Origin of the sequence: Halorhodospira halochloris (assembly GCF_002356555.2) — a bacterium.
GTDB classification, from domain to species: Bacteria; Pseudomonadota; Gammaproteobacteria; order Nitrococcales; family Halorhodospiraceae; genus Halorhodospira; species Halorhodospira halochloris.
In genome coordinates, this window is record NZ_AP017372.2 from 2,212,268 (window position 1) to 2,234,925 (window position 22,658).

Sequence of the window (22,658 nt, forward strand, 5' to 3'; positions counted from 1 at the left end):
CCCAGCAGCGCTGGGATTTAACATCGATATGGGTGCCACGGTAACCGAGGAGTTTCTTTACACAGGCGGGCCTGACGGCTCCAGTGAATTCGAACCTGAAAGGTCTTCAAGTACACTGTTGCCCGAGAGGAGCTTTCCTATGGATTGTTTTATCGACTCGAGCTGTAGTTCGCTCATATCACCCTAGAACACCGTGGATAACCCAGTGGTGCAGCTTAGCCGACGCTATGGACCACTCAGAAGATCGCCGCATCGCCCATCTCGATATGGACGCCTTTTTCGCCTCCGTCGAGCTGCTGCAGCATCCCCAACTGCGCGGCCAAGCGCTGGTTATCGGCGGTCGGAGAGCAGCAAGATCGTCGACTGGCGATTATCTGCGCCTGCGCGATTATTCCGGTCGAGGCGTGGTGACCACAGCCACCTACGAAGCGCGGGAGTTGGGAGTCAGATCGGGCATGGGACTCATGAAAGCGGCGCAGCTAGCCCCCGACGCCATCCTGCTGCCGCCAAATTTCGATGCCTACCGCGACTACTCACAGCGCTTCAAGTCCGCGGTCTCTACAATCTCCACACAAATCGAAGATTTAGGCATCGACGAGATCTACATAGACCTGACTGGGCTGCCGGAAGAGAGCGTGGCCCTAGGCCAACGCATCAAAGCCGCCGTTACCGACGCCACCGGACTGACCGCCTCGATCGGCATCAGCCCCAATAAACAGCTAGCTAAGCTCTGTTCCGACCTGGATAAACCCGACGGCCTAACCGTGCTACAGCGCTGCGATATACCTTCCCGAATCTGGCCACTGCCGGTCGGCAAGATTAACGGCATCGGGCCACGCACCACTGCCCGCTTACAACAGCTTGGAGTGCACAGTATTGGTGATTTGGCTGCTTTCACGCCCGCTTGGCTGATTGAGCAGTTCGGTGCCTCATTTGGCCACTTCCTGCACCGGGCCGCTCACGGCATAGACGATCGCCCCGTGGTGACGAAAAGAAGAGCCCCGAAGTCGGTTAGCCGCGAGACTACGTTTGAACGCGATCTGCACGCCCGCCACGATCGAGCAGAACTTGCGCAGATCTTCACCTCCCTCTGCGAGCGCGTTGCCGACGATCTACGCCGTAAGGGCGTTCGCGGACGTACTATCGGCATCAAGTTGCGCTATGCCGACTTTAGTACGCTCACCCGCGATCATTCGATTGACCAGCCGACCCGTGACCCGCAGCGTATCCGCCGCGCCGCCGGTGAGTGCCTGAAACGGGTGCCACTTGAGCAACGCTTGCGCCTACTCGGCGTACGCGTCTCGGGGCTGATCAGCGAAGAGCAGGCCGCTGCCGCAGAACCATTACAGCTGGAGTTCGATTGGACGGGGTGCACATAAAGGCCTAAGCCACGCGAGGAGGAGGACGCCATGCACTTCCTGATCATCATCAACGACACGCCCTACGGTACCGAGCGCTGCTACAACGCCCTGCGCCTGGCCACGGCGCTGCTCAAGCGCTCGGAGGAGAACCAGGTCACGGTCTTCCTGATGGCCGACGCTGTGGGCGGCGCCCAGGCCGGCCAGAAGACGCCGGACGGATTTTTCAACATCGAGCGCATGCTCAAGGGGATCCTGACCAAGAAGGGGCGCAGCCGGGTTCTGCTCTGCGGGACCTGCATGGACGCCCGCGGCATGACGGAGGATCACCTGATGCCCGGCCCCGAGCGCAGCACCATGGACGAGCTCGCCGAGGTCACGGTCAATGCCGACCAGGTGCTGGTATTTTGATACCACGAGGAGGATCAAGCATGAGCGAGCTAGCAAGGACCTGGCTCCAGGACACCTATCCGGTGCGCAGCCTGGAGCTGCCCAAGGGCGGCCAAGGACCCAGTGGTTCCACGAACTGGCGGAGGAGGCGGAGCCGGCCTCCTGCTCGGGGCTCTTGCGACCCCCTTCTATGTTGAGGGCCTGCTAGGCGCGCAGATCGACGTTGATTTTTGGGTCATCGCCCAGCAAGTGCTGGTGATCGTAGCGCTTAGGTGACGACACATAAGACAGCCCGGGGGCGGCGCTCAGCCGCCCCCGTAGCCGCCGCCACCGGGGGTCTCGATGACGATCCGATCTCCCGCCCCAAGCTCCCGGGTGGCGGTGCCCGGCAGCTCCTCGACGCTGCCGTCGCTGCGCTCGATGGCGTTGCGCCCGCACGCCGCATCGCCGCCCCCGGCCAGCCCGAAGGGCGGCACCCGGCGCCGGTTCATCAGCGTGACCACCGTCATCGGCTCGAGGAAGCACAGCCGCCGGATCACCCCCGCCCCGCCGGGATACGCCCCAGCGCCGCCGCTGCCGTGGCGGATGGCAAAACACTCGACGCGCACCGGGTAGCGCCACTCGAGGACCTCCGGGTCTGTCAGGCGCGAGTTGGTCATGTGCGTGTGCACCGCCGAGCTACCGGCGAACCCCGGCCCGGCCCCGGCACCGCCGCACAGGGTCTCGTAGTACTGGTGGCGCTGGTTGCCGAAGGTCAGGTTGTTCATGGTGCCCTGGCTGGCGGCCATCGCCCCCAGCGCCCCGTAGAGGGCATCGGTGACGGCCTGGGAGGTCTCGACATTGCCGGCGACCACGGCCGCCGGATGGCACGGATTGAGCATCGAGCCCTCGGGCGCGGCGATCTCCAGCGGTTGCAGGCAGCCGTCGTTGAGCGGGATGTCGTCATCGACCAGCGTGCGGAAGACGTAGAGACTAGCCGCCCGGGTGATGGCCAGCGGCGCATTGAAATTGCTTTGCAACTGCTCGGACGTGCCGGCAAAGTCGATGCGCGCCCGGCGGGCGGCGTGATCAGGGCGCACCGCCACGCGGATCCGCGCCCCGCTGTCCATCTCGACTGTGAAATCACCGTAACTGAGCCCATCGATGACCCGGCGCACGTGCTCGGCGGCGTTCTCCTGGACGAACCCCATGTAGGCCTGGACCACCGACAGGCCGAACTGCTCGACCATGCGCCGCAGCTCGGCCACGCCCTTCTCGTTGGCGGCGATCTGCGCCTTCAGATCGGCGATATTCTGCGCCACGTTGCGCGCCGGATACGCCCCGGCGCCCATCGCCGCGGTGAACGCCTCTTCCAGCAAGCGCCCCTCGGCGACGACCTGGAGGTCGTTGATGAGCACCCCCTCCTCGCTCACGCAGGTGGAGTCCGCCGGCATCGATCCCGGCGTGCGGCCGCCGACATCGGCGTGGTGGCCGCGGCTGGCGCAGAAAAAGAGCAGCTCCACGCCATCCGCGGAGAAGACCGGCGTCACCGCCGTGAGATCCGGCAGGTGGGTGCCGCCGTGGTACGGGTCGTTGAGTAGATAGACATCGCCGGGACGCATGCTCGCGCCGCGGGTGCGCAGGATAGCGCGCACCGACTCCGACATCGAGCCGAGGTGGACCGGGATGTGCGGGGCGTTAGCCACCAGGTTGGCCTCGGCGTCGAAGAGCGCGCAGGAGAAGTCGAGCCGCTCCTTGATGTTCACCGACTGCGCCGTGCCGGCGAGCGTCGTCCCCATCTGCTCGGCGACGGAGCGGAACAGGTTGTTGAACACCTCCAGCAGCACCGGATCGGGACGGCGGGTGTCGACTTGCGGCGTCCGCGCCGGCACCGCCTTCTCGGCGGTCACCGAACGGCGCAGGATCAAGTGATCGCAGGTGGCGACCTCGCCCTCCCAGCCGGCATCGATCACCGTGGTAGCATTCTCCTCCTGGAGGATCGCCGGCCCCGGGATGCGCATCCCCGGCACCAGGTCGGCGCGGGCGTAGACCGGCTGCTCGGTCATCCGTTGCCCGTCCCAGGCCTGCACCCGGGCCAGTGGCTGCGGCGGGTCCGCCGGTGACGGCGCCTCATCCTCCGGGGCCTCGACGGCCGCGGCGCGGTGGATCGCCTCGACGCTGAGCGCCTCGATCACCCGCGGGCGCTCCTCCAGTACAAAGCCAAAGCGCTGCCGGTGAGCCCGGGCGAAGGCCTCGTCCAGGGCGGCCACATCCGCACCACCGGGGACCACCAGCGCGGTGTCGGTGCCGGCGTAGCGCACATGGGCCTGCACGTGCACCATCGTCGCAGCGGCGGCCAGCCCCTGCTCGGCCAGCTCGGCCCGCGCCTCGGCGGTGAGCTCGTTGATGACGCGCTCAAGCAGCGGCCCGCTAGCCGGCTCCAGCGGCGCCTCCACGCTGCGCTGGGCCATGGCGGTGATATCGGCCAGGCCCATGCCGTAGGCCGAGAGCACCCCCGCCAGCGGATGGATGAACACGGTGCGGATGCCCAGGCAGTCGGCCACGGCGCAGGCGTGCTGACCGCCGGCACCGCCAAAGCAGTTGAGGGCGTAGCGGGTCACATCGTGGCCGCGCTGCACGGAGATCCGCTTGATCGCCTGCGCCATATTCTCCACGGCGATGCGCCGGAAGCCGGCGGCCACCTCGACCGGGTCGCGGGCGTCACCCGTCTCGGCGCGGATCCGCTCGGCAAGCTCGGCAAAGCCCTGGCGGACCCGGTCGGCATCCAGCGGCTGATCGGCGTCGGGGCCGAAGAGGTGCGGGAAGAACGCCGGCCGGATGAGGCCGAGCAGGACGTTGCAGTCGGTGACCGTCAGCGGGCCGCCCCGGCGATAGGCCGCCGGCCCCGGGTCGGCGCCGGCGGAATCGGGGCCCACCCGGTACTTCATGCCGTCGAAGTGGCAGATGGAGCCGCCGCCGGCGGCGACGGTGTGTATCTGCATCATCGGCGCGCGGATGCGATTGCCGGCGATCTCGGTCTCGAAGGTGCGCTCATAGGCGCCGTCGTAGTGGGCTACGTCGGTGGACGTCCCACCCATATCGAAGCTGATCAGCCGCTCGAACCCGGCCATCGCCGCCGTGCGCACCGCCCCGACGATGCCGCCGGCCGGACCCGAGAGGATGGCGTCCTTGCCCTGAAAGTGCGCGGCACTGGTCAATCCGCCGTTGGACTGCATGAATAGCAGCGGCACATCGCCGAGCTCCGCGGTCAGGCGGTCGACGTAGCGGCGCAGCACCGGCGAGAGGTAGGCATCCACAACGGCGGTGTCGCCGCGGCCGACGATCTTCATCACGGCGGCGGCCTGCGCACTGGTCGAGACCTGCGTAAAGCCCACCTCGCGGGCGATACGCGCCACCGCCTGCTCGTGCCCGGCATCCCGCCAGGCGTGCATGAGCACCACCGCCAGCGCCCGGTAGCCGGCGGCGTGGGCGGCGGCCAGGCGCTCGCGCACGCAGGCCTCATCCAGGGGGCGGAGCACCGCGCCGTCGGCACCCAGACGCTCGGGGATCTCCAGAACCTGCGAGTAGAGCATCTCCGGCAGGCGCACCCGGCGATCGAAGAGATCCGGGCGGTGCTGATAGCCGATGCGCAACTGATCGGCGAACCCCTCGGTGATGGCGAGCACAGTGGGCTCGCCGCGGTGCTCGAGCAGGGCGTTGGTCGCCACCGTGGTGCCCATGCGCACCGCCTCGATCCGTTCAGCCGGGATCGGGGCGTCGGCAGGAAGGCCAAGGATCGAGCGGATCCCGTGGAGGGCGGCGTCGCTGTACTGCTCGGGGTTCTCGGAGAGGAATTTGCGGGCGATCAGACGCCCATCGGGGGCACGGGCAATGACATCGGTGAAGGTACCGCCCCGGTCGATCCAGAACTGCCAGCGCTCTCCCATCACACGGCCTTCCACCATGGCCCTCTCCTACGATCCAAACAACCCTGTATTCTCGCACACCGCACGGCCAGGAGCATCCTGGATCGCCCGTAGCGGCCTTAAATTGCCCAAGTCAATTACCAAGTCAATTAAAGGTAAGCTCTGAATCTGGCCCTGTTTGAGAAGGGAATAAGACTACGAGTGGGCATTGACCAACCTATAGAGGGATTTTTGGCCCTTGACATTTGCTTGTCAACACTTCCCAGCCAAGCAAGTTATGCACAGGGCTCATGCTTTGCGATTTAAACGAATAATTAGCCTGTGATAAAGCGCAAGCATCGCTTCAAATCTCAGATAATCATCATAAGTACCTGATATTAGTCTTTTCACTGCTTGTATGAACAAGAACTATCCAAACCCGCCAAATGCCCGTTCTGATTAGGCAGATGGAAATTCTCCACAAAGTTTTCCACAGCTTTTGTGGACAACTGCAGAGGCGGAGATACGCTGATACGAAACAAATTATATAAGGCTGCTAGCGACCTCTGCCCAAGGCACCCCTGCCTTGCCGAGTACATCAGTGAAATCTGCACTCAGGCGGCAACAAGCTTCTTGACCTTAAGCTCTTTACGGTGCTGTTCAGCATGCCAGAGCTCATACTGGGACTGCTGGTCCAGCCAACTCTCTGCCGAAGTATCAAACGCAATGGAAAGCCGAATGGCCATCTCCGGACTAATACCGGCCTTACCGTTCAACACGGCACTCAGGGTTTTTCGGCTTACTCCCAGGGCTTCTGCAGCGGCCGTTACAGAGAGACCCATGGGCTCCAGACAAAGCTCACGCAACACTTCTCCAGGATGCGGGGGATTGTGCATCAACATCGACGGCACCTCAGTGGTAATCTTCATAGTTCACTATCTCGGCGTCTCCGTCCTCGAACCGGAAGGTCACTCGCCAGTTTTCGTATCGTTCGTCCAGGTTTCGGATGATGAGGCTACCGAGTTGGCGGGTGTCGAGGGGGTTCCCATTGCCGTTTAGCAGGCTTATATTGAACTGCCCGGCCAGACCCCGGAGGGCCGGGTGTTAACACAAAAAGAGCAGCTGGATTACGTGATGAAACTGCCTGAACTTCCAGCGGTTCAGAAGAGAATTAGACACTTCACAGGGCAACTAACTGAAGTCCCAACGCCAAAATAGAACAAGTCTCATGAGAGCTAGATCCACTCAAATAAATTCGTTAGCAAAGGCACTACTGCTTGCAGTGTTACTCAGCGTAGGTTGCGAACAAGGTGGGCAACATAATACCTCCGGCAACGCCAATAATTATGATGATGGAACGTACCGAGGCGGATTTTTTGATCGCGATGAGATACAAGTAGTAGTTGAGGTGACCCTAAAGGATAATACCGTCACTCAAGCCAACTTTCGCCATCTTAGTTACTCCGGTGTGGACTATCTAGGTAGCGATAATGAAGCCGTAACAGGCATCGGCAAGCAGTATAAGGCACTGCTCAAACAGCTAATCGATAACGACATTGACAGCGTCCTACCTCGACTCTACGAACCAGGTGAGCTGCTTGGTGAATACGATGATGTAGATGGAGTAAGTGCGGCCACGATCCGCTCCGCCAAGGTTATTTCGGCGATCCGCGATGCTTTGAACCGTGGTATATACTCTCATCCGGATCATTAAGATAGCCTGTAAAACTCCTCTGAATCGTGGGTTTATCTCTCTTACGCTGCACTTCCAAGCTGGCACTGCTCCAGTGTGCGCTTATTAAGCAGTTGAAACTGGGAGCCTTTTGCTGACGACCTGCGCTCCTGGCTGGGCGAAAGCATATAAGGCTGCTAGCGAAGTTGCTAAGCTGACGTCGCAGCCCTGGCCAGAAGTTAGTCCAGGTCATGGATACACAAGCGAGTTAAACCTAGGATCGAAATATCAACGTCCTCTCTCGGAACCCCACGGCTGGCACCCTCCCGGTGGGTATCGAAAGTAAGCGGCTATAGCCCGCCGCATGTAATCGTCGCTCATCGGCTTTGCCTTCTACTGCAAGAATGTATCTCAATAGCAGATGCTGCATGTTATATCGTCAAGTAGGGGTAGACCCAACAGTCGTGTCACCAGCCGCCACTTCTCTCAAGGCAGGGCCAATCGAGTGTGAACCGCCCATACGGATTGACGTATTCCCAGATCAGTGGTGTCAGCGCCGCATAGTCGCGCGACGTGAACCGTCCCTGCCAATGTGGTCTTGCCAGCACTGCCCTGGCCGTTAGTCCGTCACGAGGGCATATCGGCTCACGTACCGAATGGCTTCAATGTGCCACTCCGGCAGTCCGTGCTCGATCGCACCGTCGAGTACGTAGCGGTAGTAAGTTGCTGTCGGCTGGAGTCCGTCCATAACGGCGTCGGGTTTTGCCCGGTAGGTGAAGGCCTCAATGGGCTTGTCGTTGTCGTTTTGGACGGTGACGTCGATGCGGTCATAGCGCGGGCCTTCGGCGTCGTCGAGTGCTGGCAACTGCGCGGCATCCATGCGAAAGATGACTCCCGGCAGCCAGTGTTCCGGCTGTCCCGTCCAGTAGGCGTTGCATTTGGCTGAGCCGTCGGCGCCTCGTTTGTGAAAGGCGAGTTGGTGGCCCTGCAAAAATGCCCGACCCACAGGGGTGGCCGAAGGCACCCGCGCCTGGAGTCTGCTAGTGAGCATGTTGGAGCCAAACGCGAAGTAGAGCATTACCCCTCCCGGTAAAACCGCTGCACCGGGGCCCACTGTTCATGGCCCAGGCGAGTCTGCAAAGTTCCAGCCCCAATCCGGCACGCCGAATCGAGCCTGAGCAACACCACCAGCGATTGTAGCGAGTGGCGTGCTTGCCAAGAGTATACCCCGTCCGTCCATGGGGGGATACCGCCTCGGAGACGGCTCGCTCGGCGAGGGAATGGAGAGCGTCCTGGGTCTTCGGTTCTTCCAGATGCGACGCGTAAAGCTGGTAAAAGCGCTGCGAAGAGGATTAGCATAGACGAGCATGTTCGTCTATCTTTTTTTGCAACTGCTTGAACCCCTTGTTTGACCATGAACGACGACGACACCGATCACCACCCCGCGCTGCTGATCACCGGCTGTTCCAGCGGCATCGGCGAGACCGCTGCAGCGCACATGGCCCTGCGCGGCTGGCGGGTCTTCCCCAGCGCCCGCCGAAGCGAGGACGTGGCCCGCCTGCGCGAGGCCGGCTGGGAGGACGCCCTGGTGCTGGACCTGGCCGACAGCGCCTCCATTGACGGCGCGGTGGAGCAAGTCGCCGAGCGCACCGGCGGGCGCATCGACGCTCTGTTCAATAACGGCGCCTATGGCCAGCCCGGCGCGGTGGAAGACCTCTCCCGCGCGACCCTGCGCGAGCAGCTGGAGACCAACCTGCTCGGCACCCACGAGCTGACCACCCGGGTGCTGGCACACATGCGCCGCCAGGGCCGCGGGCGCATCGTGCAAAACAGCTCGGTGCTCGGCTTCATCGCTTTGCCCTACCGCGGCGCCTACGTCTGCTCCAAGTTCGCCCTCGAGGGGCTCACCGACGCCCTGCGCCAGGAGCTACGCGGCAGCGGCATCCACGTCAGCCTGATCCAGCCCGGACCCATCGCCACTCGCTTCCGCGACAACGCCCACCGCGCCTTCCAGGCCCGGATCGATCCACAGAACAGCGCCCACGCCGCCACCTATCGCGCGGTGGAGCAGCGCCTGGCCGGCGCCGGCGCCTCGACGCCCTTCACCCTCGAGCCCGAGGCGGTGGCCATCAAGCTGGCCCAAGCCCTGGAGCACCGGCGCCCGAAGGCCCGCTACCACGTCACCGTGCCCACCCACCTCTTCGCTGCGCTCAAGCGCCTACTGCCCACGCGCTGGTTGGACCGGCTCCTGCTGGCGGCCACGGCCTCGGAGCGCCGCACTCGCTAGCCCTGCTCAGACCACCTCGCCCTCGACCACCGGCTCGCCGCGCTAGAAGCGGAACGCGCAGTCCTGCACATCGACCCGGATGCGATCGCCCTACCCGAAGTTGCCCTTGAGTATCTCCCGGGCCAGCGGGTTCTCGACCTCGTGCTGCAGGATCGGCTTGAGCGGGCGGGCGCCGTAGACTGGGTCGAAGACCGCTTCGCCGATGCGGTCCGGGGCCGCTTCGCTGAGTTGGGGTAGAACAAGCAGTCATGTCACCAGCCACCACTTCTCACAAAGCCGGACCAGCCGAGTGTTCATGTCGAGTTCGAACCGCCCGTACGGAGTGACGTGCTTCCAGATCAGTGAACCTGGGCTACCTCGGCGTGTCCGGTACGGCCGCTGCAAACCTCGCGGTAGCTTGGGTCGGGCGACTCGCCGCCGGCATAGCCGGAGATGGCTTGGTGTACTGCAGGAAGCTGCTGAAAGACGCCTTCGATAGCAAAGCAAGCCTAAAGGAACAAAGAGCCAATCGAACGGGGTGAGGCATCACTCCTCTCACTGAAGGCGAGACGAAAACCGACAGCTACAATCTGATCAGCCCCGGCAGCTCCGTGCGCAGGCTATCCAGGTCCATCATCATCTCCGCTGTCGGCGGCCCGCCGGTGCCGTAGGCCAACTGCTGCGGCGTGTATGCCTCGAGCAGGAGGATGCCGCCGGGGCGCAGGCCGCGCGCGGCGCGGCGATGCACCGCCGGGCGAATCCCGGATGGCAGGTGACCGAAGATCGATACGATCCCCGCCCAGGCGCCGGGCTTGATCGGGTGCTCGGCGAGGTCCGCGTGGACGGTTTCCAGGCTGACGCCCCGCTCGGCGGCGAGCCGACGCGCCTTCTCGAGCCCGACGGCGGAGGCGTCAACCGCGGTGACGGGGTAGCCGCGCTCGGCGAGCAAGACGGCATTGCGCCTGTACTGCCCAGAAATGTTGAGAGACGCCAATGGGTTGAACAGGCCCTGCCGAACGAAGGCTTGGTCTAACGTACACTGCGGATTGCGCTAAGTCGCAGCCTTCAAGTCGCACAGTGCCGAAGCTCTACGAAGGGGACTCGGTCGCTCGCCCCGGCCTCGGGGCGTTGGCGCGGTCTGGATAGGCTGCTTCGGCACTGCTCCAGGCCTTACGCGATGACTGACCTCTTGGTAGCGCTCCAACGGTCAATTGGCGCAGTGCCAACTCGGAAGCGCAGCGTAAGAGAGATAAACCGACGATTGATTCAGAGGAGTTTTTCCAGGCTCTCTTAGTGATCCGGATGTGAGTATACACCACGGTTCAAAGCATCGCGGATCGCCGAAATAACCTTGGCGGAGCGGATCGTGGCCGCACTTACTCCATCTACATCATCGTATTCACCAAGCAGTTCCCCTGGCTCATAGAGTCGAGGTAGGACGCTATCAATGTCGTTATCAATTAGCTGTTTGAGCAGAGCCTTATACTGCTCGCCGATGCCTATTAAGGTCTCATTATCGCTGCCTAGATAGCCCACACCAGAGTAACTAAGGTGGCGAAAGCTGGCCTGAGTGACGGTATTATCCTTTAGGGTCAACTCAACTACTACTTGTATCTCATCGCGATCAAAAAATCCGCCTCGGTACGTTCCATCATCATAATCATTGGCGTTGCCGGAGATATTAGGTTGCCCACCTTGTTCGCAACCTACGCTGAGCAACACTGCAAGCAGTAGTGCCTTTGCTAAAGAATTTATTTGTGTGGATCGAAATCTTGTGAGGCTTGTTCTACTTTGGCGTCGGGACTTCATGTCAATAGTGGCACTATGCGGATTGGCGAAGAAGTTGAGTAAAACTAGCAGCAAGGCTACTTTGAGGAATCCTCTAATCCATCGAAATGTACCTAGCGTGCAGACAGAAAGCAAGGTCAGCTAGGCCGAGCCCCCCGATTGTATCAATTCCTGGCCATCGTTCTGTGGCCTATTAACGGCTGTCGATACTCGCCAATACTGCAGCCGAGCCGCGGGCAGCCGTCGAGAGGCCTGGCGCACCGCGGTGCGCGTGGTGCGCTCCGGACTCAGCCACTCCCAGCGGCAAGCAGGGTCGAGGACAACCGGTTGCCGCGGATGGATCGTCTCAAGTGCCGGCGCCGCCGGTTCGGTCAGCACGACACAGCAAGCTCCAGGGGGCTCGTCAAGTGGCTCCCACAGCCCGGCGAGAAAGATTACCCGCTCTGCGTCCTCTTCTTTAAGTGTTATGTAGTAAGGTTGCTTGGTGCCGTTTTCCTGCCGCCACTCATACCAGCCGCTAGCAGGGATCAGACAGCGACGACGCTCGAAGGCCTCTCGGAAGTAGCGACTGGTCGCTGCCTTCTCGGCACGAGCGTTGATCGGCTGTGGGGCATGCTGGTCAGCCCAGCGCGGGCGAAACCCCCAGCGTGCCCAGCTACACTCAACTGCACCTGACTCCCCGGTGCGTATGGTAGCGATAGCAAGGCCAGGGGCAATGTTAAACGAAGGGGTAAATTCCTCAACGCCGCTGATGTCGAAGTAGTTGGCGGCGATCTCGGCCATCGGTGTTGTGAGCGCAAAGCGACCGCACATGGGGCAGGCCCCCTCTGGTGCAACTACAACTACATGCTACACAACCGCGTATTGCATAACTAAGTGCGCATTATGTACGCGACTATAGCGTAGCTAAAGGGGGAGCATTGGCGGCATACCGCTTTACCGGCGAGCAGCAGATATGTGAAGAATGTTTCGAGGCGGTGCAGGCAAGCAATGTCATATGAGGTTAATGTGCAATAGCCATACAAGCTTGCTAGCCTGCGATAAGGTACAGTTGCTAAAACTTATGCCCGAAATCGTTTAGCCAGGCCACTGCGAATCGGACTCGGCCTCAGTCATAGGCGTGCGCCGCCGCCCTGAGCTCCGCGGCTATCTCCTCACGCAGCGCTTGCGGCTCGAGGACCTGGACAGCCTGACCAAAGCCGAGCAGCCACCAGCGCAGCTGCGCTGTCAGCGGAACCGACGCCCACAGGGTACACCAGCCGTCGTCGCAGGCCTCAATCACCTGATCCGTGGCAAGGGGCGCCTCGCCCAGGTGCTCGGCGACTCCAGCACTGATCCGCAGTTCTAGATCAATCGGTTCACCTTGCTCGGGAAGGTCGAAGGCACGCTCCTCCTCGATATAGGCATCGACGTCGAACCCCTCGGGTGGCACGACCGGATCCTCGAGCAGTTCCGCCGCCTCGACGCGGTGCAGGGCGAGCTGACGGACATCCGTGTAATCGCGGAGTGTCGCAACCAGATAGGTGACAGGGTCACGCGATACCAGCGCGAAAGGGTGCACCCGGTAGCTCTTCAGTTCGTTGCCCCGGCTGCGTGTTCGGTATTGGGCATAGAGCTGACGCCCTTCAAGCAGCCCCTGGCAGACCCGGTCGTACACCTCCTGGTCTATGGGAGGCGCAAGCAGCGGCTGCGAGCGACTGATCACCCGCACCCGGTCCGGCCAGTTCGCCAGTTGCGAGCCACCATGGGCCAGCACGCGCTTGGCGGCCTCGAAGTGTGGCTGCAGCGCCCGCAGGGCCTCGGGAGCGAGCAGCCCACTCAGGTGCAGTTCGGCCAGACGGAAGGCCAGTGCGGCTGCCGGAGATAGGCCGGGGACGTCGAGCACCGGCGCATCGGGCCGCCACGACCAGCGCTGCTCATTGCCCTGGCGCTCACAAAGCAGGGGGAATTCCAGCGAGAGGGTGTTGAGATCCCGCTGCACGGTGCGCAAGCGGATGTCGTAGCCTTCGCTGAAGAGCCGCTCATGCAGCCCAGGGGCACTGACCCCTCGCGGGTAGCGGGGGATGGCCTGGAGCATCGTCCACTGGCGCAGGATGGTGTCGGTCATCGCTCGTTCCCTGGGCTATTAGCGGGATTCCAGCGAGCATTATGCGGGATCCGACGTGTCCGAGCCAAGCCCGTCAGGCCGTCGCGGCGCCCCCCCGGCACAGGCCGATGCACAGTGTCACAAGAAATGTGGAAGAATCGGTGGAGTGAACTGACGCCCGCGGGCGAAAGCCGCATCCGCAGGGTATACGAGCCTGCAGAAAGCTTGCATCCGCATCCGGGCAGCCACCGACGACACAATTTGTCGCCCCCTTCCGGCACCCTGTTACACGTTCATCAAGGAGAACGTGCCATGGCTTGCCTATCCCTGACTCGCGAAATACAGCATGAGCGCCGAGTCGTGCAGCCCGAACCTGACCGTAACGGTGGGGCGCGGCTTACCGATCTCGGCGAGCGCAGCGTACGCATTGAGGCGGCCTCGCTGCATGCCCTGGATCTGCTTGACGCACCGCGGCTGGAGCATCTCGATCTTACCGGCTGCCGACCGGGTCTCTTCCTCGCCCTAGCGCGCTGCCCGCATCTGCAGCGCATCGACCTGCCTGCAGGCGAACCCGGAGCCGTCATCCACTGGGATCAGCACGGAGTGATCGATAACGAGGCGGTGATTTACGGGGCGGTGGAGCATCTAGATCTGTGTGGTCGCGGCTACGCCTTCGGTCTACCTAGCACCGGCGCCGCGGCGCGCAGCTGGCAGGGGGCGCGTATCTGTACAACGCCGGCGAGCTGGTTTGCAGCCACCGAGCAGGCCCTGATCTGGCTCGGCAGCGAGTGCACGCCGGTGAAGCTGAAGATCCCGCAGCCGGCGCGCAGTATCGCCATCCATGGCCCGGGGGTCGAGGCGGTAGAAGCTAGAGAGGATGCCGCCTTGGAAGCAATTGATCTGCATCAGGCACTGGATCTGCGCCAGATTACCCTTGCCTCACCGCTTTATGGGCTTGCCATTGAGCGCGCCGAACGTCTCGAACGGGTTCTGGCTAGCGGCGAGGCGCTTCAGCTCAAGTACTGCGGGGATCTGCTCAGCGGCGTCCTCCTGGAAGGCACTTGGTCCCACGCGCTGCTGGCTGACACAACCATTCGCGACGATACTGCGCCGGTCCTAGAGCAGGTCGTGGTCCGCGGCGGTGAGCGCCCCATCGGTCAGGGCCAAGCCCGGCACGTCCATCCGTGGCTGCCGGAGAACCGGCGCACCCCTTTACTCGCTAGCGAAATCCCGCTGCTGCTTGAGGCCGCCCAGGCCGGTGAGCGCCGCGCCAGCACCGCGCTGATCCGCTGGGCCGAAGCAGTGCCCCGGCGCAATGTCCTGTTCGCGCTGCAGACCCTTTACAGCCTGCTGGAGCGTCCCGATCCTCCCTTCGAGCGTATCTGGCAGGCTCGGCAGACCCTGGCCCGGCGCTTTAGCAGCAGCCAAAGACCGCGTCCAGAGTGGGGCTGGAATCTGCCGGAGGATCTCATCGAGGAGGCCCTGCGCATGGACTTGCGTCTCTTTGCTCGTTGCCGGGGCCAGGTGACCGCGACCATGCGCCTGGATGTCCACCTGCGCAACGCCCCACGTTCTCAAGTCTTACGGATTTTGGCGGCGATCGCTGCTGATCGCGGCGTGCCGACCGCGGAGCGCAGTGTGGCGCTAGATTTGCTGCGCGAGGCGCTAGCGGTGGCTGCGCGCGGCTTTATCGCCCGCCCCCGCGGCGCCGAATACCAGGGGCCGCCGAGCGATCTCGGTCCGCTGGTGCGCGTGATCATCGAACAGGCTGATCGCTCCATGGCCGACGATCTGCTCACCTGGGGCGAGCGCGTCGTAACACTCAGTAAGCGGGTGCGCTACCTCGGCGAGTTCGCCGCCCATGGCCACGCGCCGAGTCGAGCGGCAGCACTGGCCATTGGGCTGCAGTGTCCGCCCTCGGGTCAACACCGGCGCTGGGGTGCTGAGCAAGCGCAGGCGATCCGGCAGCAGGCAATGGCTGCCGCCCTGACCCCGCCCCGCAGTGACCGGCTAGCCGACCTCAATGCCAATCAGGAGGCCCGATCATGAGCACCACCCCTGTCTCCCTGAAGGATGCTCACGCTATCTTGCATCATCAGGCCTCGGCGCTGCTCGCCGAACCGAGCCGCGCCCATCAGCTGCCTCCGACCCTGCTCTGGGGGCCGCCGGGGGTGGGCAAGAGCAGCGTCATCCGCGACGTATGTGATGAACTTAACATCGGTTTTATCGATATCCGTCTCTCCCAACGCGAGCCGGTGGATCTGCGCGGATTACCCGTCCCCCGGGCTGGGCGTGACACACAACTCCGCTGGACACTGCAGCTCTGCCCCTGTACTCTGCCGCCATGGATACTGGAAGAGACATGGCGGCATTGGAGGACTGGGCTACGGCGCATCGTGGGCGACCTGTGCTCGAGCACCGGCTCAGAGATCTGGGGCGAATCGAGTGCTACCCGGTTGAAAGCGATGAGGATCTGCGGCTCTGGGAGGAGCTACTCGAAGCCGAGCACTTTCTTGGCTCCGGCCCGCTGGTCGGGCGGCGCCTGCGCTATCTCGTGCGCAGCGAGAACTTTGGCGACGTAGCGGCGCTCGCCTTTTCGGCGCCAGCTTTGCGGCTTGGCGCCCGCGACGGCTGGATCGGTTGGAGCGATGTTACCCGCGCCGAGCACCTCGATCGGGTGGTTTGCAACACGCGCTTTCTGGTCCGGGGGCACCTGCGTGTGTCGGGACTGGCGAGCCATGTGCTTGGTCAGATCCTGCGCCGCCTGCCCGAGGACTGGGCCGCTAAGTACGGCGAGCCCCCGGTTTTGGTCGAGACTTTCATCGATCGCAGCCGCCATCGTGGCGGTTGCTACCGGGCGGCGAACTTCATCTATATCGGCGACACCGCCGGGCGTGGGCGTAATGATCGCTACCATGAGGGCGGTGCCGGGGCGAAGGCGGTCTATCTCTACCCGCTGTGCTCCGACTGGCGTCGCCGGTTGGGTGCCCCAGAGCAGCCGCCCTGCACGCCGGATATTGACGATTGGGCCAGGCATGAGTTCGCCCATGTGAGCTTGGGGGATCAGCGTCTGCAGCAACGCTTGATCCGCGTCGGCCGCGCATTGGCCGCACAACCGACGGCCTCTTTGCCCCAGGCCTGTGGCAATCGGGCGGCGACTCAGGCAGCCTATCGGCTATTTGCGCACCCGAGGGTCACCATGAATTCTATTCTCGGCTCACACTACCAGGCCACCGTCTCACGCTGCCACGCCGAACCGGTGGTGCTCGCCGTCCAGGATACGACCACGCTCAACTATGTCGCGCACCCGCTGAGCGAGGCCGGATTCGGCCCGATCGGCTCGCGAGCTGACGGCGCCCATGGGCTGATCGTCCACGACACCCTGGCGATCAACCCCTCCGGCACGCCGCTCGGGCTAATCGACGTGCAGGCTTGGGCGCGGGAGACGGAGGATCACGGCTTGCGTCGGCTCGGGTCCGACGAGTGGACTCTGGATAACAAAGAGTCCGGCAAATGGACGGACAGCCACCAGCGGGCGAGCGAGCTCCAGCAGCAGCTCGACACCGGCACCCGGGTAGTCAGCGTCGCCGACCGCGAGGGCGATCTCTTTGAGCTGCTCACCGCTGCGACCGATCCCGAGCGCGCTGACCTGCTAGTCCGGGCCAAGCACGACCGCCCCCTAGCCGATGGCTCGGGTCGGTTGTTTGGCCATATGAAGGCGCTCGACGCCGCCGGCGTCCAGGAGCTGACGCTGCCGAAGCGGGGCAACCAGAAGGCACGCACCACGCGCATGGCCGTCACCTTCGATCGGGTTACTCTCCAGCCCCCGAAGAACAAGCGCGGCCAGGAGCCGGTAACCCTCGATGTGATCCGTACCACGGAAATCAATCCACCGAAGGGGGCACAGCCGGTAACTTGGACCCTGTTGAGCACGGTGCCGGTAGAGACGCTTGAGGACGCCTGCGAGCGCCTCGCCTGGTATACAAAACGCTGGCAGATCGAGGTCTATCACCGGACCCTCAAGTCCGGCTGCCGCATCGAGGAGCGCCAGCTCGGCAGCGCTGACAGCCTCGAAGCATGCCTGGGCGTGGATCTGGTCGTCGCCTGGCGGGTATCGCTGCTCACCCATCAGAGCCGTGAAGATCCGAACGCCCCCTGCACAGTATTTTTTACCCCGGACCAATGGAAGGCGCTATGGGTGCGCACCGGCGCCGAGGGCATCCCGGAGGACAATGATGAACCCACGCTTCGGGAAGCCACGCGAACCGTCGCCACACTCGGCGGATTCCTGGGCCGTAGGAGCGATGGCGAGCCTGGGGCTCAGGCCCTTTGGAAAGGCCTGCAGCGACTCGATGACATCACCGAAATGTTCTGCATCATGATCGAAAGGGCGAGGTCAGGCCGCGCTCCGCCATGATGCCAGCCTACTTGTGTGTAAAGCCCAGAGCCGCTGCGGGGCATCAGAGGCGTCTGCCTCTTGCATCTCGACCATGGCCTGCGTGAGGTTGCCCAACCGTTCCCCGCCTGGCAACTCCAGGCTGGTCAGCTTGGCGCTAAGCTGGGCGAATCGCTGCTGGAGCTTCGGGAACAGGCCCATCGCGGTCCGGCTAATCTCATCCTCTAGGGGGACCACCGACTCGCCGGTAAACTCCGTGAGGCGCTCGGCTGCGAGGGCTAGCATCTCGTTGGACGGGCTGTCATCGCGCAGCGATACGCCCACGTTCTTGAAGGCGTTGTTGGTCTTGAGCGCTTCCTGCGCCTGCTGGCCGTTGACCGTGACGTCCCGTCCTCCCACGCGGAGCTTGATGACTCCAGCCATCAGCATTGCGGCAACCAGATACCGCAAGGTGTCCTGGGACCAGCCGAAGGGCGCCTCGGAGAAGCGTTTGGTCAGGCTCTTGCCCTCCACCTGGCCCACCTTATCCACATGATCGCGGATGCTCACGATGGCGCGGTTCTGGGTGTTGATCTGTGGTTGACCGTTCACGGTTTGAACCAGGCCCAGCGGATCGAGCTGGCTGGTGACGCCGTTGAGATTACCTACGCGCAGAAAACGCTCGGCAAGATCGGTATTCGCGCAGACCGGTGCCTCGCTGTAACGATCGAACACCTGCGTGGCCACTTCAGCGAGATGCTTGCGCGCCGCCTCTATCAGATCGCTGCTCAGGGTCTCTACCGCAGTCACCTGCCCGCGGAAGATGAACGAGCCCTGGACGAGGCTGCGCTTGAGTTGGCGCTGGAGCTCGCCCTGCAGGCGGGCGGCCCGGTCCTGCTGGCTCTTGCAGTACTCCTTAACCTCCTGGTCCGGCTCATTGCGGTATTTGTTGGCAATCTCTTGGCTACGATGGATCTCAGCTGTGAGATCGTCAATTTCCGTCGGATAGCGGCCGATCAAAAGCACCTGCTGCTCCGCATTACGCGTTACGGATTCATCGGTGAGCCGGGTGCGCGCTGCTTCGTAGTCGGCCGGATCCACCAGCTCGACGAGGGTCTGGATGGAATTGCGCTCGCCCGCCAGGGAAGTCGGTAGACCACCATTCTGTACCTTGAGTCCAGACTGCACCGACAGGGAACCCCCGAGCTGGGTGGTCGGCAAAGGCGAGAAGGCCTCACCCAGGGCTATGTTAATGAGGCGCTTGCGCTCCGCCTGACGGATCGGCAGTTTACTCCGCTCTTGCTCGATGTCGTTGAGCTTCTCGCTGAAGAAGCGCAGGCCGCCGTTCTGTTCACCAAATGGCACGTAGCTGTCGCCGATGAGATCCTCGATGGCGCCTTCCACTTCCGTTGCCTCGCTCGGCTGAGTGGCGTCCGGATGCATCAGACTGGCCACGTTTCGACGAGTTATGGGGAGATTGCCAAGGATCTGTAGTACTGCCACAGTCTTAGCCACCCGTTGGTGCAGCTCGGATGCCACGTAGTGGGTCTTATAAACGTTGGCGACCGCCTTGTGGATGGTCGGAAACGCCCGTTCGATATCCTTTTCAAGGGCGTCGTAGAGGATGACGTTGTTCGCGAGCCAGCCAACGGGCCGGTCGGCCACCGGGGTGCGATTACCGGTCTCATCGACAAGGATGTCCTGAATCACCTTGATGGCCGACCGCAGACCAATACCGCCAGTAGAGCGCGCTAACGAACCGAGTAGGTGCAACAGGATGTCGAAGTGCGCCGGCAGGAAGGGGTACAGGTCGATGAAGGTCTGGCGGTCAAAATCGGCGCCGTAGGCCCGCGCATCCTCGAGCTTGGTGCTCTGGCGCAGGGCCTGGCCGTACTGATCAAAGAGCTCGCCGATCTGCCGGCTACCCTCCGCGGACTTGCCGAGCAGGCGGCGGTAGCAGATCTCCTTAATATCATCCGCTTGCAGATTAATATTGATCGGGAAGCGGTCCTTGAGCTTAAACAGCTCCTGGGAATTGACCGAGGCGCCCGGAACGTCCTCAGTAAGGGTCTGCTGGCCCGTACCAATAATCCAGACCTTGCCCTGCCCCTGGGCCTTGATGTTCTTGGCAAGGCCGTCGAGGTTGAGGATCATCTGCGGCCTTGAGCCGACGTACTGGCCTACCTCGTCGATGATGAAGATGACGTATTCCTTGCCGGAGGCCTCGCGGACGATCTCCAGCATCTCCTGCACGCGGTCGTTCTCGAAACGAACTACGTCAGTAGACTCGGTGTTGAAGGCCTGCTGCGTGGGAAAAAGCTGTGGATAGAGCTCGTGAGCGATCTCGGGGATCAGGCTGTCGATCACCAACTCGTCGTTGCGGTAACCTGACCAATCCTCCCCGTTGGTTTTCTCCCGGAACATTTCCAGGAATTCCTCGTAACGACCCTCCTGCTTCAACCGCCGTTCCAGGTAGGCCACCTTGAGGTTACGACTGTAGCCCGCCCACTGGAGAACTTTGTAGTAAAGAACACTAGAGACCTCCGCCATGGTTGCACCCGACACCTGCTCCGTCGCCAAGTCCAGCATGAGAACGGCTGCCGGGAAGCGTTTGGCGACGTTATTCAACAGCTGCCGGGTGCTAGAGCTCTTGAGCCGGTCCTGCAGGTGCTGGCGAAACGGGACCCCATCAACCGTGACGCTCTCGTCAAAAGCGAGCCCGAGGTATTTCGTAAACGAGCTCTTGCCCGAGCCATAGAAACCGGAGACCCAGACACCCACCTCGTTCTCTCCGCCGGCGTCCATCGCAGCCTGCATCTTGCGCAGCAGGTCATTGAACTGCTCGTCGATGGCGTCGGTCACAACATACTCGGCGATCTCCTTCTTGAGCCGCTCTTCCTGGGAGACGCCGAAAGCGATTACCTTCTCAATGCTGCGATAGATGTCCCGGCTGGGGTCGAATAGGTCTTTGATTGCCATTATTGTCTCTTGTAGTTAGCCACCGACGTGGACCGAGCGATAATTGCCGTCCTCGGGATAAAACCCCAGGAACTTGAGCCGGGTATCGCCGGTGCGGATCCCCGGGTAGAAGAACACGGTCGGCACCTGGAACCGACCTTGGAGCTGGCCCTCGATGACGCCGATTCGCATATAGGGATGAAGGGCCTCGAGATCTGTAACCAGCAGGATCGCGTGTTGATTGCCTTCCAGCGGCTCGAGGGTGGCCTCCAAGCGCTGCTGTAACGCCCCGTTGGCGATGGCATTCGCGAGCGAGCTGTTGGTCTTGTCCCAGTCAACGGGCTTGCGTCGATCCGCCATAAGCCAGGTCTGACGCATGGGTGCGTTGCTCAGGATCTCGTCGACCGCCTGCGCGATCGAGAAGGTATGGACCTCCCACCCTTCGTTGGCCAGGCGGCTCGTCCACGCATGCATCTTCCGCTTGACAGACAGGATTTCCTCCGGACTGAACACAAGGTAGAAGATCGGCTCGAAGCTGGCATGGCCGAATTCACGCCCACGTCGGATCCGCTCCATAAGCTCGTTAAAGTTAATGTCCAGCGAGGGCATTCACTGCCTCCCCCATGGTGCGATAGCCCCAGGTGATCTGCGTTACATCACCAGCGGATTGCACAATGAAATGCCCCTCGGGGGCAAGGCGTTTGAGCTGCTGGCGGACGTCATCACCCTCCAAACCAAACAGTCCCCAATCAGGGTGGCGTATTATCTGTCTGTCTGCAAAACCCAATCCGCGGAGGTTATAGGCGAGGTATGTCGCCACTCGGGGATGGATACGAACCGGCCTTATTGGCCGTGGCGGTAAGCGACAATTGCCGAGCAGCCCAAAATCCGTGCACGTCCCCAGCAGATAGGACGCGACACGCCGCACCGTGCTCGGTGCCCAGGGTTTTTGAGTTCTGCCCTCTCGCACTGCAGCTTCGACAAAGGCTGTTGCATCGTCTCGGGAAAGCTCATCAAAACCAGCCATGTATCGGGGCCAAAAGACCTCACGGATGAAATCCGCCAGTATGCAATTGGCCCGCGCCGTATACAGCATAAACAGCTGGATGAGCTCGTCGCGCTGCCAATACTCCGCGAGACGCTTTAGTATGGCAGCCACCTCGGGATCCTCCATATACCGCGGCGCGAACCCTTCCTGTACCAAGTTTAGCAAACGACGTGCTGTCATCGTCGGAAAGCGCCCGGAGTCCAGAGCAGCTGTGTAGAGCTCGCGCACCGACATGCCCGAGCGGTAGAGCTCGAGCAGCGCGAGGGTCTCATCAACGAGGCCTAGGCCCGCTTGCAACCGCGTTGTGTAAAGTCTAGCCTCACTCACTCTGCGTGCCTCAGGTAGGGATAGGCCCGTCGATTCTCGTGGATTGCGGCCGCATAGTGACCGGCCATCTTCCCAAGCGAGAGGGCCAGGTCCTCGTCCCACCCGCCTACCAATACCGGCCCTTCATTGGGCTCGACGGGATAGGCGAGTGCGGACAGCCGCTGCATGGCCTCTTCCCGGCTGCCAAGATGGGCAAGGACTTGATCAATGCCCGTGGCGTCACGCAGGACCGCCGCGGCCGCCTGCTCGTGAAGTTCAGGCATTCGAAACAGGTGCACGATACGGCCCACGCCGATACGTTCGTCATGTGCCCTGGCGGCGGCTACGGTAACGCCCTGATACTGACTCAGAGGCAGCGAACGGGGAAAGACCGGCATTAAAAAAGTGCGAGAAGAACGCGCAAAAAACTGGCTGCCCCACCAACCATGCTCCTCTCCCAGATAACCCACAAGGGCCCTCAACTCGGCGAGGACTTCGATTGCCCGCATGAACGTCTCTCCAATTCC

Annotated in this window: 17 protein-coding genes, 3 pseudogenes and 1 riboswitch; of the genes and pseudogenes, 7 read left to right on the forward strand and 13 right to left on the reverse strand. The window is 62.5% G+C overall.

Going from position 1 to position 22,658, the window contains the following annotated elements; all coding sequences use genetic code 11:
- Positions 1–227: 227 nt before the first annotated feature.
- Positions 228–1,379 (forward strand): DNA polymerase IV, encoded by a 1,152-nt coding sequence (gene dinB, locus HH1059_RS09970; protein WP_096410015.1) that lies wholly within the window; start codon positions 228–230, stop codon positions 1,377–1,379.
- A gap of 30 nt (positions 1,380–1,409) precedes the next feature.
- Positions 1,410–1,769 (forward strand): DsrE/DsrF/TusD sulfur relay family protein, encoded by a 360-nt coding sequence (locus HH1059_RS09975; protein ID WP_096410016.1) that lies wholly within the window; start codon positions 1,410–1,412, stop codon positions 1,767–1,769.
- A 284-nt stretch (positions 1,770–2,053) separates the two neighbouring features.
- Here HH1059_RS09975 and HH1059_RS09985 read toward each other — a convergent pair whose 3' ends face one another.
- Positions 2,054–5,692 (reverse strand): hydantoinase B/oxoprolinase family protein, encoded by a 3,639-nt coding sequence (locus tag HH1059_RS09985; protein WP_096410017.1) that lies wholly within the window; start codon positions 5,690–5,692, stop codon positions 2,054–2,056.
- A 554-nt stretch (positions 5,693–6,246) separates the two neighbouring features.
- Positions 6,247–6,534 (reverse strand): HigA family addiction module antitoxin, encoded by a 288-nt coding sequence (locus HH1059_RS09990; protein WP_096410018.1) that lies wholly within the window; start codon positions 6,532–6,534, stop codon positions 6,247–6,249.
- A gap of 326 nt (positions 6,535–6,860) precedes the next feature.
- Between HH1059_RS09990 and HH1059_RS10000 the strand changes: the two genes are divergently transcribed.
- On the forward strand, positions 6,861–7,346 hold the full coding sequence (locus tag HH1059_RS10000; RefSeq protein ID WP_096410019.1) for an FMN-binding protein: 486 nt from the start codon (positions 6,861–6,863) through the stop codon (positions 7,344–7,346).
- A gap of 577 nt (positions 7,347–7,923) precedes the next feature.
- Here HH1059_RS10000 and HH1059_RS10005 read toward each other — a convergent pair.
- The gene (locus HH1059_RS10005) at positions 7,924–8,382 is read right to left on the reverse strand and encodes a gamma-glutamylcyclotransferase family protein (RefSeq protein WP_096410020.1); all 459 of its coding nucleotides are present in this window, start codon (positions 8,380–8,382) and stop codon (positions 7,924–7,926) included.
- A 336-nt stretch (positions 8,383–8,718) separates the two neighbouring features.
- On the opposite strand from HH1059_RS10005, the gene HH1059_RS10010 reads away from it, so the two are divergent.
- A complete protein-coding gene (locus HH1059_RS10010; RefSeq protein WP_096410021.1) occupies positions 8,719–9,591 on the forward strand; it encodes an SDR family NAD(P)-dependent oxidoreductase in 873 nt (290 codons plus the stop codon).
- 42 nt (positions 9,592–9,633) lie between these two features.
- Here the strand turns inward: HH1059_RS10010 and HH1059_RS10015 are convergent.
- The 6 genes and pseudogenes from HH1059_RS10015 to HH1059_RS10040 all read right to left on the reverse strand — a co-directional run.
- Positions 9,634–9,822: pseudogene (locus HH1059_RS10015) on the reverse strand (hypothetical protein); the annotation flags it as partial.
- 107 nt (positions 9,823–9,929) lie between these two features.
- Positions 9,930–10,067, reverse strand: a complete 138-nt coding sequence (locus HH1059_RS10020) for a peptide-methionine (S)-S-oxide reductase (RefSeq protein WP_096410410.1) — start codon at positions 10,065–10,067, stop codon at positions 9,930–9,932.
- Positions 10,068–10,165: 98 nt separating this feature from the next.
- Positions 10,166–10,531 (reverse strand): annotated as a pseudogene (locus HH1059_RS10025) (class I SAM-dependent methyltransferase); the annotation flags it as partial.
- A riboswitch (M-box (ykoK) riboswitch) is annotated at positions 10,501–10,676 on the forward strand. It overlaps the preceding pseudogene by 31 nt.
- Before the next feature lie 184 nt (positions 10,677–10,860).
- Positions 10,861–11,292 carry an FMN-binding protein gene (locus HH1059_RS10030; protein WP_162549500.1) on the reverse strand — a complete coding sequence of 144 codons (432 nt, stop codon included), beginning with the start codon at positions 11,290–11,292 and terminating at the stop codon, positions 10,861–10,863.
- A 207-nt stretch (positions 11,293–11,499) separates the two neighbouring features.
- Positions 11,500–12,171, reverse strand: coding sequence for an SOS response-associated peptidase (locus HH1059_RS10035; RefSeq protein ID WP_096410024.1), 672 nt, complete (start codon positions 12,169–12,171; stop codon positions 11,500–11,502).
- 295 nt (positions 12,172–12,466) lie between these two features.
- Positions 12,467–13,465, reverse strand: coding sequence for a helix-turn-helix transcriptional regulator (locus HH1059_RS10040; RefSeq protein ID WP_096410025.1), 999 nt, complete (start codon positions 13,463–13,465; stop codon positions 12,467–12,469).
- A 291-nt stretch (positions 13,466–13,756) separates the two neighbouring features.
- On the opposite strand from HH1059_RS10040, the gene HH1059_RS10045 reads away from it, so the two are divergent.
- The 3 genes and pseudogenes from HH1059_RS10045 to HH1059_RS10055 all read left to right on the forward strand — a co-directional run bounded on the left by HH1059_RS10045 (position 13,757) and on the right by HH1059_RS10055 (position 17,861).
- Entirely contained in the window at positions 13,757–15,493 is a 1,737-nt protein-coding gene (locus HH1059_RS10045) for a hypothetical protein (RefSeq protein WP_096410026.1), read from the forward strand.
- Positions 15,490–15,678 (forward strand): annotated as a pseudogene (locus HH1059_RS10050) (AAA family ATPase); the annotation flags it as partial. The gene HH1059_RS10045 and the pseudogene HH1059_RS10050, both read left to right, overlap by 4 nt.
- Before the next feature lie 110 nt (positions 15,679–15,788).
- Positions 15,789–17,861 (forward strand): IS4 family transposase, encoded by a 2,073-nt coding sequence (locus HH1059_RS10055; protein WP_096410027.1) that lies wholly within the window; start codon positions 15,789–15,791, stop codon positions 17,859–17,861.
- Here HH1059_RS10055 and brxC read toward each other — a convergent pair.
- The 4 genes from brxC to HH1059_RS10075 are packed head-to-tail and all read right to left on the reverse strand — an operon-like array spanning position 17,841 to position 22,640.
- Positions 17,841–20,798 (reverse strand): BREX system P-loop protein BrxC, encoded by a 2,958-nt coding sequence (brxC, locus tag HH1059_RS10060; RefSeq protein WP_109962896.1) that lies wholly within the window; start codon positions 20,796–20,798, stop codon positions 17,841–17,843. The two genes, HH1059_RS10055 and brxC, sit on opposite strands and share 21 nt — an antisense overlap.
- 15 nt (positions 20,799–20,813) lie before the next feature.
- Complete coding sequence (locus HH1059_RS10065) at positions 20,814–21,386, reverse strand: BREX protein BrxB domain-containing protein (protein ID WP_096410028.1); 573 nt, start codon at positions 21,384–21,386, stop codon at positions 20,814–20,816.
- The gene (locus tag HH1059_RS10070; RefSeq protein ID WP_096410029.1) at positions 21,367–22,152 is read right to left on the reverse strand and encodes a BrxA family protein; all 786 of its coding nucleotides are present in this window, start codon (positions 22,150–22,152) and stop codon (positions 21,367–21,369) included. Before HH1059_RS10070 ends, HH1059_RS10065 begins: the two co-directional genes overlap by 20 nt.
- The gene (locus HH1059_RS10075) at positions 22,149–22,640 is read right to left on the reverse strand and encodes a BrxE family protein (protein WP_096410030.1); all 492 of its coding nucleotides are present in this window, start codon (positions 22,638–22,640) and stop codon (positions 22,149–22,151) included. Before HH1059_RS10075 ends, HH1059_RS10070 begins: the two co-directional genes overlap by 4 nt.
- Between the last annotated feature and the right edge of the window lie 18 nt (positions 22,641–22,658).